The organism is Aeromicrobium sp. REDSEA-S38_B2 (assembly GCF_001628525.1).
Classification (GTDB): domain Bacteria; phylum Actinomycetota; class Actinomycetes; order Propionibacteriales; family Nocardioidaceae; genus Aeromicrobium; species Aeromicrobium erythreum.
The window spans coordinates 19143-30641 of the sequence record NZ_LUNH01000049.1; the positions used below are offsets into that span (position 1 = coordinate 19143).

12 protein-coding genes are annotated in these 11499 nt (G+C 74.3%); 1 reads left to right on the plus strand and 11 read right to left on the minus strand.

Annotated features, from left to right (window positions below):
• Genes A6Q81_RS11335 through A6Q81_RS11365 form a run of 7 tightly spaced genes read right to left on the minus strand, consistent with a single transcriptional unit; the run spans position 1 to position 6504 of the window.
• Positions 1-1131: an NAD(P)/FAD-dependent oxidoreductase gene (locus tag A6Q81_RS11335; RefSeq protein ID WP_286690501.1), complete on the minus strand. Its 1131-nt coding sequence runs from the start codon at positions 1129-1131 to the stop codon at positions 1-3.
• A complete protein-coding gene (locus A6Q81_RS11340) occupies positions 1128-1322 on the minus strand; it encodes a ferredoxin (RefSeq protein WP_286690502.1) in 195 nt (64 codons plus the stop codon). Before A6Q81_RS11340 ends, A6Q81_RS11335 begins: the two co-directional genes overlap by 4 nt.
• Positions 1319-2515 carry a cytochrome P450 gene (locus A6Q81_RS11345; RefSeq protein WP_286690503.1) on the minus strand — a complete coding sequence of 399 codons (1197 nt, stop codon included), beginning with the start codon at positions 2513-2515 and terminating at the stop codon, positions 1319-1321. The genes A6Q81_RS11340 and A6Q81_RS11345 overlap by 4 nt, the downstream gene beginning before the upstream one ends.
• A complete protein-coding gene (locus A6Q81_RS11350; RefSeq protein WP_286690504.1) occupies positions 2512-4059 on the minus strand; it encodes a bifunctional 3-(3-hydroxy-phenyl)propionate/3-hydroxycinnamic acid hydroxylase in 1548 nt (515 codons plus the stop codon). The genes A6Q81_RS11345 and A6Q81_RS11350 overlap by 4 nt, the downstream gene beginning before the upstream one ends.
• The gene (locus A6Q81_RS11355; RefSeq protein ID WP_286690510.1) at positions 4056-4406 is read right to left on the minus strand and encodes a DoxX family protein; all 351 of its coding nucleotides are present in this window, start codon (positions 4404-4406) and stop codon (positions 4056-4058) included. The genes A6Q81_RS11350 and A6Q81_RS11355 overlap by 4 nt, the downstream gene beginning before the upstream one ends.
• Positions 4403-5341: a fumarylacetoacetate hydrolase family protein gene (locus A6Q81_RS11360; RefSeq protein WP_286690505.1), complete on the minus strand. Its 939-nt coding sequence runs from the start codon at positions 5339-5341 to the stop codon at positions 4403-4405. The genes A6Q81_RS11355 and A6Q81_RS11360 overlap by 4 nt, the downstream gene beginning before the upstream one ends.
• Positions 5338-6504, minus strand: a complete 1167-nt coding sequence (locus A6Q81_RS11365) for a VOC family protein (RefSeq protein WP_286690506.1) — start codon at positions 6502-6504, stop codon at positions 5338-5340. The genes A6Q81_RS11360 and A6Q81_RS11365 overlap by 4 nt, the downstream gene beginning before the upstream one ends.
• 122 nt (positions 6505-6626) lie before the next feature.
• Between A6Q81_RS11365 and A6Q81_RS11370 the strand changes: the two genes are divergently transcribed.
• Positions 6627-7271, plus strand: coding sequence for a TetR/AcrR family transcriptional regulator (locus tag A6Q81_RS11370; protein WP_067860198.1), 645 nt, complete (start codon positions 6627-6629; stop codon positions 7269-7271).
• Positions 7272-7374: 103 nt separating this feature from the next.
• Here A6Q81_RS11370 and A6Q81_RS11375 read toward each other — a convergent pair whose 3' ends face one another.
• From A6Q81_RS11375 to A6Q81_RS11390, 4 genes are all read right to left on the minus strand, one after another.
• The gene (locus A6Q81_RS11375; protein ID WP_286690507.1) at positions 7375-8199 is read right to left on the minus strand and encodes a helix-turn-helix transcriptional regulator; all 825 of its coding nucleotides are present in this window, start codon (positions 8197-8199) and stop codon (positions 7375-7377) included.
• Positions 8200-8300: 101 nt separating this feature from the next.
• Positions 8301-9848, minus strand: coding sequence for an AMP-binding protein (locus tag A6Q81_RS11380; RefSeq protein ID WP_286690508.1), 1548 nt, complete (start codon positions 9846-9848; stop codon positions 8301-8303).
• A 119-nt stretch (positions 9849-9967) separates the two neighbouring features.
• Entirely contained in the window at positions 9968-10729 is a 762-nt protein-coding gene (gene budC, locus A6Q81_RS11385) for a meso-2,3-butanediol dehydrogenase (protein WP_286690509.1), read from the minus strand.
• A 91-nt stretch (positions 10730-10820) separates the two neighbouring features.
• Complete coding sequence (locus tag A6Q81_RS11390) at positions 10821-11000, minus strand: helix-turn-helix domain-containing protein (RefSeq protein ID WP_067860206.1); 180 nt, start codon at positions 10998-11000, stop codon at positions 10821-10823.
• Between the last annotated feature and the right edge of the window lie 499 nt (positions 11001-11499).

Consider the following 11499-nt stretch of genomic DNA (forward strand, 5'->3'; position numbering starts at 1 on the left):
TCAGGCCCCGGACGCCTTGAGCTCGGCCAGCGCTCGACGCAGCCGCGGGACGGGGCGGCGGAGCCCGACCGCCGCCACCGTGTCGGTGCCGAAGGCGAGCAGCCGACCGCCGTCCGCGGACTCCTCGAGAACCCGGGGCGTGCCTGAGCAGGGCAGTCGGCCGACCACCTTCACCGACGTCCCGGCGACCTCGGTCCAGGCGTAGTCGTCGAGGACCGGTGCGTCGACCTCGTGGCCGAGCATCGACGCCGCCGCCACGCGCCCCTGGGTGACCGCGTTGGCCCAGAGCGGTCGGCGCACGGACGCGCCGTCGACCACCGGCGCGGCGACGTCGCCCGCCGCCCACACATCGTCCCGACGGGTGCGGCACGACGCGTCCACCGGCACGCCCTGCGGGCCGGCGACACCGCTGCCCTCGAGCCAGGCGGTCTCGGGCACGTCGCCGGCGCAGGTCACGACGACGTCGGCCTCGAGCACGCTGCCGTCGTCCAGCTCCACGCCGCGCACCGGGCTGCCGTGCAGGCGCACCGCGGAGCGCCGGAGGGTGATGCCGTGGTCGGTCGCGCGTCCCACCAGCACGGTCGCGAGGTGGTCGCCGAGCAGCCGCACGAGGGGCGGCTCCGGGTCGATGACGGTCACCGTCGCCGCGGTCCGCCGTGCGGCCGTGGCCACCTCCAGCCCGAGGAACCCTGCCCCGACCACCACGACCGAGGCCGCCGTCGCGAGCCGCTCGCGCAGCAGCCGCGCGTCGGCGACCGTCCGCAGCACCAGCTCGCCGTCCTGACCCGCCGTAGCGAGCCGTCGTGCTCGGCCGCCCGTGGCCACGAGCAACGCGTCGTAGCCGTGCTCGGCGCCGTCGACGTCGGTCACCACGCGGGCGTCGACGTCGAGCGAGGCCGCCGCCGACGGCACGCGGACGACGTCGAGCGACCCGAGGTCCATGAGCACCGACGCCTCGTGCGCCGCGTCGGCCAGGACGGCCTTCGACAACGGCGGACGATGGGTGCCGTCGAGCGGGTCGAGCAGGGTGAGCCGACCGTCGAAGCCCCGGCGGCGCAGCTTGCGCAGCGCGGTGGACCCCGCCGTCGACCCGCCGACGACCAGCACCCGACGCGGCGGACGGGTGCTCACGCGCGCCGCAGGGCGGCCACCGGGCAGGAGTCGACGGCGCGCCCCGCCGCCTCCTCCAGCGCAGCGGGCACGTCCTGGTCCTCGAGGTGGTGGACGAGCTCGCCGTCGTCGTCGAGGTCGAAGACCTCGGGCGCCTGGTCGACGCAGAGCCCGTGGCCCTCGCAGCGGTCGTAGTCGGCGATGACCCTCATCGTGCGGCCTCCTGGACGGGGACCAGCCGCAGGGGCAGCCGGTCGAGCGAGTGGATGATGTTGTTGCGGCCCCAGGTCGCGGGACCCGTGAGCTCGAGCCGGTCGACGCGCTCCAGCAGCGAGCGCAGGATCGCCTGCGTCTCCAGGCGGGCGAGGCCCTGGCCCGCGCAGCCGTGCACGCCCTGGCCGAACCCGAGCTGCTGGCTGGCGTCGCGGGTGACGTCGACGTCGTCGGGCCGGTCCCAGACGCGCTCGTCGCGGTTCGCGGAGGCGTAGAGCACCACCACGCGCGATCCGCGACGCAGTGGTGTGCCGGCGACCTCGGTGTCGGCGGCGACCCAGCGCGAGAACGCGCGCAGCGGCGACTCCACGCGCACGACCTCGTTGACCGCGTTCGGGACGAGGGACGGGTCGGCGCGCAGCGCCTGCCACTGGTCGGGGTGCGTGGCGAGCAGCCAGAGCGCGCTCGCGATCGCGCTGATCGTGGTGTCGAGCGACGGTGCCAGGTAGTCGATCATCAGCGCTGGGCACTCCTCCCGACGCACCTCGCCGGACTCGACCTTCGCGAGCAGGTCGGCGCCCATCGACCCCGGCAGCACGTCGCCGCGACGCACGACGGAGCGGGCGAACCGCATCATGCGCAGGGTCCGCGGTGCGGCGCGGAGCGTCCGCGCGTTCGCCGGGCCCAGGCAGTCGAAGGTCGCCCCCGCCCAGGGCAGGAGGTGCTCCCGACCCTCGCGCGGCCACCCGATCAGGTCGGGCACGAACGACGTCGGCAGCGCGCGGGCGACCTCGACGACACCGTCGACCTCGCCGCGCGACACGGCGGCCTCGACGACGGCGTCCGCGCGCCGGTCGACCTCCTCACGCATCGACCGCAGCGCCTTCGGGGTCAGCCGGCTCGCGAGCAGACGGCGCCGGCGCTCGTGGTCCGCGTCGTCGCTGTTGAGGGTCGTGCCGCGGCTCAGCCGGTTGGCCACCGGGTTCAGCGCCACGCCCCGCTCCGAGCGGAACCGGTCGTCGGCGAGCAGCACCTCCTTGCAGGGCGCGTGGTGCACGACGGCGTGCGCACGCTGCCGGGGCAGCCACACGACCGGGCCGAGCTCGCGCATGCGCCGGTAGTGCGGGTAGGGGTCGAGGATCGCCCCGGTGGCGTAGACGTCGGGACGGTAGGTGGGTGCGGTCGGGCTCATGCGGGGACCTCGGTCCGGGCGGGCAGCAGGAGGGACGTCGCGGTCGCGACCAGCGCGGGCAGGTCGGGCCCGGACGCCATGACGGTGCGGTCGGGTCGCACCAGGGCGGCCGCGCAGTCCGCCTCGGCGAGCCAGGTGGCGAGGCCGTCGAGGGTCCCGGCCGTGGCGGGGCCGACCTCGACGACGGCCACGTCGCGCGACGCGAGCTCCTCCACGGCCGACGGCGACGGCGGCACCGACGTCACGAGGGCCCACCGGTGCCCGACCAGACGGTCGAGGGTCGCGCCGCCGCCGGTGACGTTCGGGCACAGCGTCCCCGCCAGCCGGTCGCCGCGCGACCTCAGCACGAGGGAGGAGCGCACCAGCGCGGGCGTGGCGCTGTCGACCGCACCGGCGTAGAGCCGCGCCGACCGGGCGACGAGCGGGAGCACGGCTCCGCGGGCGTGGTCGCCCAGGCGGCCCCCGGAGCTCATCAGCACGCCGACCCGGCGGGCCAGCAGGATCATGGCCCGGGCGTGCGCGGAGCGCTCGAGCTCGTAGGTGTCGAGCACGTCGAACGGCAGCGTGCCGTCGAGCACGCCCGCGACCTTCCAGACGAGGTTGTCGACGTCGCGGATGCCCGCGCCCATGCCCTGGCCGACGAACGGTGGCGTCAGGTGCGCCGCGTCGCCCAGCACGAACACACGGCCCCACCTCCACCGCTCCGCGACCGCGGCGCGGAAGGTGTAGCCCGTCGAGCGGACGAGCTGCAGGTCGGCCGCGTCGACGTCGCCGAGCCAGGGGCGCAGCAGCGGGAGCACCGCGGGCAGCGACGCGAGGTCGTCGGCGGTCTCGTCGTCGAGCAGCTGCAGCTCCCAGCGGTACCGCCGCGCCCCGACGCGCATGAAGGTCGCGGCGCGGGTGCTGTCGCAGACCTGGTGCACCCCGTCCCAGTGGCCGAGGTCGACGTCGGTGTCGACGTCGACCACGAGCCAGCGCTGCTCGAAGCCGAGGTCGACCATCCTGCCGCCGAGCTCCCGCCGCACGACGCTGTTGGCGCCGTCGCAGCCCAGCAGGAACGACGCCTCGAGACGTTCCTGCGGCCCGTCGTCGTCGAGCGGGCGGTGCAGCACCACCACATGGTCGGCCGACTCCTGCTCGACACCGACCACCTCGCGGCCCGTGAGCAACGTGACCTCCGGAGTCGAGCGCAGCCGCTCGCGGAGCACGGCGTCGAGCACCGGCTGGTCGAACATGTTCGCCCGCGGGTAGCCCGTCACCGGCGACGCGCCCGAGCGGTCGAACGACGCCAGCACCCGCAGGTCGGCGTCGACGAGGCGCAGGCCGGCGCACGGGCGGGTCAGCCGGGCCAGGTCGTCCTCGAGCCCGAGCCGCACGAGCACCCGGTAGACCTCGTCGTCCAGGTGCACGGCGCGCGGCTGCGGGTACACCTCGGGCCAGCGCTCGACCACCACCGTGCGCACGCCGCGCGCCGCGAGGGCCAGGGCGGCGGCGCTGCCGGTGGGGCCGGCACCCACGACGACGACGGGCAGCGTCGGGCTCACGGTGCGACGCCCAGCGCCAGAAGCGCCACGAGCAGCGCCGCCACCACGAGCGCCGGCGCCACGGCCGCGATGCCGTCCCCGACGCGCAGGTGCGACACGACCGCGCCGGCCATGAGGACGAGCAGCGCCACGAGCGCGGTCGTCGCGAGCGGACCCGACGCGGCGCGGCCCACCCACAGGCCTGCCACGCCAAGCAGCTCCAAGGCGCCCACCGCACGGAACGCCGCGACAGGGTAGCCCAGGTGCTGCGCGCGCTCGACCATCGGCGGGGCAGCGACCAGCTTGAGCAGGCCCGTCGCCACGAGCACGACTGTGACGACGACGAGGAGCACCGTCGCGACGCTCATCGCGTCCACCGCACCACCGTGCGCTGCGCACCGAGGTCGAGCGCACCGTCGTCGGTCGCGATGGACGCCTCGACGAGGTTGCCGTCCTGCAGGTAGCGGCGGTCCTTCACCTGCTTGCCGAGGAAGATCCGCCACTTCACGTGCGGCGGGAGGAGGGCTCCCACCTTCTCGACGATGGCCGGCGGAGCGCTCAGCGCGGTGCCCGCCGGCGTGCCGGTGAGGACGAGGTCGCCGGGTGCGAGGTCCTGGAACCGCGCGAGGGCGGCGAGGGCCTCGGCGGGGCGGTAGATCATGTCGGAGGCCAGCTCGTCCTGGCGCAGCTCGCCGTCGACCCACAGCCGCAGCCGCAGCTCGGGCAGACGCTCGAGCTCGCCGTCCTCGAGGACCAGCAGGACCGGGCCGACCGGGGTGAACGTGCGGTAGGACTTGGACTCGTAGAACTGCGTCTTGGGCAGCTGGAGGTCCCGCGCGGAGACGTCGTTCGCCACCACGAGCGCGGCGACGAGGTCGGGCAGGTCGGAGGCTGCGACCTCCTCCCCCGCCGTGACGGCGCGACCGACCACGAGGCCCAGCTCGACCTCGTAGTCGAGCAGCGTCACGTGCGCGGGCCGCACGATCGGGTCGGACGGGCCGCTGATCGAGCCCGACGACTTGCGGAAGAAGGCGAGCGGCACGCGCGACGGGTCCATGCCCGCGTCCTTCGCGTGGCTGGCGTAGTTCGCCATCTGGGCGACCACGCGGCACGGCGCGGTGACCGGAGAGACGAGGACGAGCGAGTCGACCGGCACGGGGTCGCCGCCGTCGCGCGCCGCGAGCACGGCGGCCCGGTCGGCGAGGAGCTCGGCGGTCGTCGTCGCCGACGTCGCGACGCGGACGGCGCCGTCGGGGCGGCGCAGCCACCAGGCGTCGGCGGTGCGGAGGACGGGGAGGGTCATGAGCGGGCCACTTTCATCAGTCCGAGGAGGCGGTCGAGGTCGAACTCGTTGTCCGAGCGCAGGGCGGTGGTCATCGACAGCAGCTCCCGAAGCGACTCCTTGCCGGGTGCGACCCCGAGGAAGTCGGCGGTGGCGGGCGGGCCCCACTGGGCGAGGCCGCTGGCCGTCATCTCGGCCCAGCCCGGCTCGAGGGAGGCGTCGAAGCGGTCGCCGTCGCTGAAGTGCTCGACGAGGAAGCCGTCGGGGTCGCGCCAGTAGTCGAACAGCTGGCTGCCCTGGATGTGCCGGCCGATGCCCCAGGAGTGCCGGTAGCCGAGGTCGCGCAGGTGCTCGCCGCCCGCGGCGAGCGCGTCGAGGTCGGCCACCTGGTAGGCGGAGTGCACGTAGCGGCTGCGGGGCCCGAGGGTCATGGCCAGCGTGTGGTGGTCGGCGGGCTCGCTGCCCCGGTCGCAGCGGATGAAGGCCATCGTCGGGCCGCGGTCGCGCTGGCCCGGGAAGAACAGGAAGTCCGAGACGATGAGTCCCAGGTGGTCGAGGTACCAGTCGAGCGAGGCGAGGTAGCGGTCGGACTGCAGGACCACGTGGCCGAGGCGCTCCACGACGGCCGGCTGCCGCGGCGGGCGCTGCGCGGCGTTGACTCGCTCGACCTCCGACCCGACGTTGAGCGTCTGCGGCTGCTGCGTCGGCAGCGCGGGGCGCTCGATGACGCCGGCGACGACCCGCACGCGCGCCCCCGCCGGCTCGCGCAGGTCGACCACGTGGCCGCCGAGGTGCTCGGGGAGGCGACGGACGGGCACGCCGGTGTGCTCCGAGAGCCGCAGCAGGTCGGCCGTCTCGGCGGCGAACGCCGGTCCCACGAACCGCGACCCCCGACCCTTCCGCACGACCACGCACGGCGCGCCGGGCAGCGCGCCCCGCAGGTTCAGCTCGGTCGCGCTCCGGTAGGTCGTGCTGAACCCGAACGCGTGCGCGAACACCTCCGCGGCCGCGAGGTCGGGCTTCTCGAACTCCAGCCACGCGAGGTCGCGCACCTTGACCACCGGCTGCGCCGACCGGCCCACGTGCTCGCCCGGTCGACGCCCCTGCTCGCTGTGCAGGTCGCGGTGGCTGTGGTCGTGGGCGTGCTCGTGGCTGGCGTCGTGCGCAAGGTCGGGTGCCGACATCTGATGAATCCCTACATTTCTGATGAGATCATCAATATAGGTGCTGGCCGTGGTCGGGACAAGCCCCAGGACCGCACGAGCCGACCACTAGGCTGGCCCGACGGCAGCGGAGGAGGGACGAGATGCGCGACGGCACGAGCACGAGCGACGGCCCCCGCGTCGACCGACGACGGGCGCGCACGCGCGCGGCGCTGCTCGCCGCGGCGGAGCGGCTCATCGTGGACGGCAGCGCCGCAACGGCCACCATCCAGCAGATCACCGACGCGGCCGACGTCGGCTTCGGCTCCTTCTACAACCACTTCACGAGCAAGGAGGAGCTCTTCCAGGCCGCGACCGCCCACGTGCTGGAGGAGTGGGCCCGGCTCATCGACGCCGCCGTCGCCGACACGGACGACCCGGCCACCCGCTTCGCGCTGTCGTTCCGGATCTCGGCGCGGCTCGCCTGGACCCACCCCGCGCTCGCCGACGTGCTCAACCAGTTCGGCCTCGACCTGCTCGACCTCGAGGACGGTCTCGCGCCGCGGGCCACGCGCGACCTCGCGGACGCGATGGCGGCCGGACGCTTCACCGTCACCCACCTGCCGCTGGCCCTCAGCACCGTGGGGGGGTCTCTGCTCGGCTTCCTGCGCCTGCGCTCGTCGCACCCCGACCTGGTCGCCGTCGACGACGTCGAGGAGCTGACCGGCCAGCTGCTGCGCATGCTCGGGCTCGACGCGGCCGAGGCCGAGCGGCTCTGCGCGCTGCCCCTGCCGCACGTCGACGCCTAGGCCCCACCCACCCCGCGGCGTGTGCACCTCGTGACGATCTGCGCGGCGAGGACCGTCATCAGGTCCGCAGGACGCGGCGAGATGGAGGTGGGCGCGCGGCCCCTCAGTCGAGCAGGCCCTGCGTCCTGGCGGCGCGGGCCGCCTTGACGCGGTTCTCCGCGCCGAGCTTCGCCATCGCCGACTTCATGTAGGACTTCACGGTGCTCTCGACGAGGCCGAGCGCGTCGGCGATCTCGACGTTCGTCGCACCCTCCTCGGCCAGCCGCAGCACCTCCACCTCGCGTCGACCCAGCGGATGGGGGCCGGCCGGGCGTCTCGCGCCCTGGCCGGGCAGTCGCGCGAGCACGGCCTCCAAGCGCGCTCGCGTGCTCGGGTCGGTGGTCAGATCCGCCACCTGCCGGAGCTCGCGCGCCAGGTCGTGCGGGTCGTCGGTCGCCGGCGCGGCCCGCAGGCTGATCGCCCGCATCCGCTCCTCGACGGCCGTGGCCGCCCCGAGGTCGGCGGCGAGGCCCGCGAGCACGGGTCGCGCCGCGTCGACGACGGCGAGACCGAGCCGCTCGCTGCGCCGGTCGCACAGGTAGACGATCGCCGACGGCTGCCGTCCCTCCGCACCCACGGGGATGCTCACCACCGACTGCAGCCGCTCGGGTGCCACCCAACGGTCGTAGCGGTGGGTGATCGCCGCCGAGCGCGGGTAGGCGCTGACCGCCGCCGGCCGACGGGTGGCCAGCGTCTTGCCGCCCAGGCCCTCCCCCTGACGCACCCGCAGCTGGTGCAGCGACGTGGTCAGCGCCCCGCGGAGCTCGGAGATCGTGAAGTGCTCGCGGCTGCGCACGAGCCCGCCCATGACCAGCGGCAGGCCGGTCACGCGGCGCAGGTCGTCGAGCCTCCGCGTGAGGATCTCCTGCGGGGCCAGGTGGTCGGGCATCGGGCACCTCCTGTGTCGCCGGTCACAGGAGCGAGCCAGGCCCCCTCACGTCACGCCTCCCTCCTTTCGAGGGTACGAGCGGATCGTCGCGCCTTGCCTCGTCACAGCGAGCGCAGCAGGTACCGCTGGACCTTGCCGCTCGGCGTCTTCGGCAGCGCGTCGAGCACGTGGATGCGCCGCGGGTAGGCGTGCCGCGAGTAGCCGTCGCGCACCAGGGCGGTCAGCTCGGCGTGCAGCTCCGGCCCGTCCTGCACCCCATCGGCTAGCACCACGAACGCCTCCACGACCTCGCCGCGGACCCCCTCGGGGTCCGGCCGCCCGACGACCGCGACGTCGACGACCGACGGGTGCGTGATGAGCACGCTCTCGACGTCGAACGGGCCGATGCGGTAGCCCGCCGCCAGGATCACGTCGTCGTCGCGGGCCGTGAACTGGAAGTAGCCGTCCTCGTCGACCGAGCCCGTGTCGGCGGTGAGGTACCAGCGGCCGTCGGGACTGAACCGCTCGGCCGTCTTCTCCGGGTCGCCGTGGTAGCCCTCGAACCAGAACAGCGGGCTGGCGGGCACGTCGATCGCGATCTGCCCGTCGACGACGTCCGCGGCGTAGCCGGGCATCGGCACCCCCATCGACCCGTCCTTGACCGGACGGGCGACGTCGTCGTTCCAGCTGTTGCAGATCACCATGCCCAGCTCCGTCTGGCCGTAGTGGTCGCGCACCTCGATCCCCAGCACCCGCCGGGCCCACGCCAGCACGTCCGGGGTCAGGGGCTCGCCCGCCGACGACGCCCGCCGCAGCGGCAGGTGCTCGACGAGACCGCTCTTGCTGATGGCGCGGTACATCGTCGGGGCGCCGGCGAAGTTCGTGACGCCGAGGCGCTCGACGACCGCGACCGTCCCGGCCGGCGTGAACCCGGCGGTGTGCAGCACGTTGGGCCGACCGGCCACGAGAGGACCAGCCAGCCCGTAGTAGAGGCCGTACGCCCAGCCCGGGTCGGCGGCGTTCCAGAACACGTCGTCCTCGCGCACGTCGAGCGACAGCTGCAGGTAGACGTGGAACGACGCCAGCGCGCGCAGCGGCACCGTGACCGGCTTCGGGCTGCCGGTCGTGCCGCTGGTGAACAGCTGCATGATCATGCCGTCGCCGCCGACCGCCACCCGCTCGGCGACCGGCTCGACGGTCGACAGCTCGTGCTCGAGCGCCGGGCCCACCTCCAGCACGTCGAGCCCCGGCAGCGGGTCGAGCTTGCTGCGCTGGTCGGGCTCGGTGACGACGACGCGGGCCGACGACCCCTCCACCCGCGTGCGGATCGCACCGGTGGCGAACGCCGTGAACAGCGGCACGTGCACGGCACCGAGGCGCCACAGCGCCAGCAGCGTCACGGGCAGCTCACGTCGCTTGCCCAGCAGCACCGGCACGCGGTCGCCGCGCGCGACACCGTGCTCGCGCAGCAGGGCCGCCATCCGTCGCGACTCCTCGGCGAGCTCGCCGTACGTCAACAGCGTCGCGACGAGGTCGTCGTCGACAAGCACGAACGCGGTCGCGGCCGGGTCGTGCCGGTCGCACGCGAGGTAGGCCGCGTCCGCGCCGACGTCGGCGTACGTCGCCAGCAGGTCGTCGACCACGTCCGTCGGGCGCGCCTGGAGGGTCATGGGGGTCTCCTTCACGAGTCGGAGCCGCCTCGGCAGGCGGCCGCCTCGAGACTGCGCCCGTCGCGTGCGGCGCCGACACCCTCGAAGGTGGGTCCGGGTCGCGGGCCCGGACCGTGACCTCAGCCCAGGCGGGGCTGCCCGTTCGACGCCGTGAGGCCGCCGTCGACCGGCAGCACGACGCCGTTGACGAACGAGGCGTCGTCGCTCGCGAGGAAGGCGATCACCGACGCGACCTCCTCCGGCTCGGCCGCGCGGCCGAGCGGGAGCCGGTCCCAGAAGCGGTCGAGCAGCTCCTGGTCGTCGGCCATCCCCGCCGTCATCTCCGACTTCGTCAGGCTCGGTGCGACCGCGTTCACCCGCACCCCCGCCTCGGCGTGGTCGAGCGCCATGGCCCTGGTGAGGTTCGTGACGCCGCCCTTCGCCGCGTTGTAGGCGGCGGCGCCCCAGTCGCCCCCGACCCCGGAGACCGACGAGACGTTGACGATGCTGCCGCGCGTCTCGAGCAGGTGGGGCAGCGCCGCGCGGGACGTGTGGAACACGCCGCCGAGGACGATCGCCAGCGTCTCGTCCCAGGCGTCGCGGTCGACGTCGGGCACGGGCCCGGACGGTCCGATGCCGGCGTTGTTGACGAGCACGTCGAGCCGGCCGTGGGTCTCGACGGTCGAGGCGACGAGCTCCCCGACCGCCGCCACGTCGCTGACGTCGCAGCGGTGCGGCACGACGGTGCCGTCGGCGGACTCGGCGACCTCGCGCAGCTTCTCCTCGCGGCGTCCCGCGACGACCACCGTCGCCCCCTCGGACGCGAAGCGGCGCGCCGTCGCGGCCCCGATGCCGGACCCGCCGCCCGTCACGATCACGACGTCGCCGTCGAACCTGCCCATGTGATGCCTCCTGCGTCCTCGTCGTCGTCCTCATCGAAGCACGGGACCGCGGCCCCGGCGCGCCGACCCAGGAGGGCGACGACCGTCGAGGTCAGGCCCGACCGGCGGCCGAACGCAGCGCCTCGACCGACTCGGCGCTGACGAGCAGCTCGCACCGTCCGGAGCAGGCCAGCTGGTGCTCGACCCGCCCGGTCGCGATGAGCCGGTGCACCTCCGCCGTCGCCACGCCGAGCAACGCGGCGGCCTCGGCGACGGTCAGCTGCGACGACATGCCCCCAGCGTAGTGCCGCGTCGCGACTCGCCCAGCGACACCGTCCGTGCCGTATGTCGAGACCACCCGGCAGCGGCCCAGCGCGAACCGACCCCCAGCGGAAGCTTGGAGTGGTCTCGACACACCTCCCCCCGACCAGCGGAAGGTCCCGCTGGTCGAGTAGTCCGAGCGAGCTTGCGAGGCTCGGACGTATCGAGACCACCCGGCAACGGCCCAGCGCGAGCCGACCCACAGCGAACGCTTGGAGTGGTCTCGATACGTCAAGCCCAGGCTCGTTCCTCGCCGGACCCGCCTACTCGACCAACGGTGGGTTCGCTGGTCGAGTAGCGGCCACGCGCGAGGAACGAGCGCCGTGGATGCGTATCGAGACCACCCGGCAACGGCTCAGCGTGGCTTGACTCCCAGCGCCCGCTTGGAATGGTCTCGATACGCCTCCGCCAGCTCCTTCGTCGCGGCGTCGACTACTCGACCAGCGGAACGTTCCGCTGGTCGAGTAGCG

Bases quoted from the DNA above. Each gene is read 5' to 3' on its own strand.
- A6Q81_RS11340 (WP_286690502.1), bottom strand. From the start codon at position 1,322: ATGAGGGTCATCGCCGACTACGACCGCTGCGAGGGCCACGGGCTCTGC.
- A6Q81_RS11345 (WP_286690503.1), bottom strand. From the start codon at position 2,515: ATGAGCCCGACCGCACCCACCTACCGTCCCGACGTCTACGCCACCGGG.
- A6Q81_RS11355 (WP_286690510.1), bottom strand. From the start codon at position 4,406: ATGAGCGTCGCGACGGTGCTCCTCGTCGTCGTCACAGTCGTGCTCGTG.
- A6Q81_RS11360 (WP_286690505.1), bottom strand. From the start codon at position 5,341: ATGACCCTCCCCGTCCTCCGCACCGCCGACGCCTGGTGGCTGCGCCGC.
- A6Q81_RS11365 (WP_286690506.1), bottom strand. From the start codon at position 6,504: ATGTCGGCACCCGACCTTGCGCACGACGCCAGCCACGAGCACGCCCAC.
- A6Q81_RS11370 (WP_067860198.1), top strand. From the start codon at position 6,627: ATGCGCGACGGCACGAGCACGAGCGACGGCCCCCGCGTCGACCGACGA.
- A6Q81_RS11375 (WP_286690507.1), bottom strand. From the start codon at position 8,199: ATGCCCGACCACCTGGCCCCGCAGGAGATCCTCACGCGGAGGCTCGAC.
- A6Q81_RS11380 (WP_286690508.1), bottom strand. From the start codon at position 9,848: ATGACCCTCCAGGCGCGCCCGACGGACGTGGTCGACGACCTGCTGGCG.
- budC (WP_286690509.1), bottom strand. From the start codon at position 10,729: ATGGGCAGGTTCGACGGCGACGTCGTGATCGTGACGGGCGGCGGGTCC.
- A6Q81_RS11390 (WP_067860206.1), bottom strand. From the start codon at position 11,000: ATGTCGTCGCAGCTGACCGTCGCCGAGGCCGCCGCGTTGCTCGGCGTG.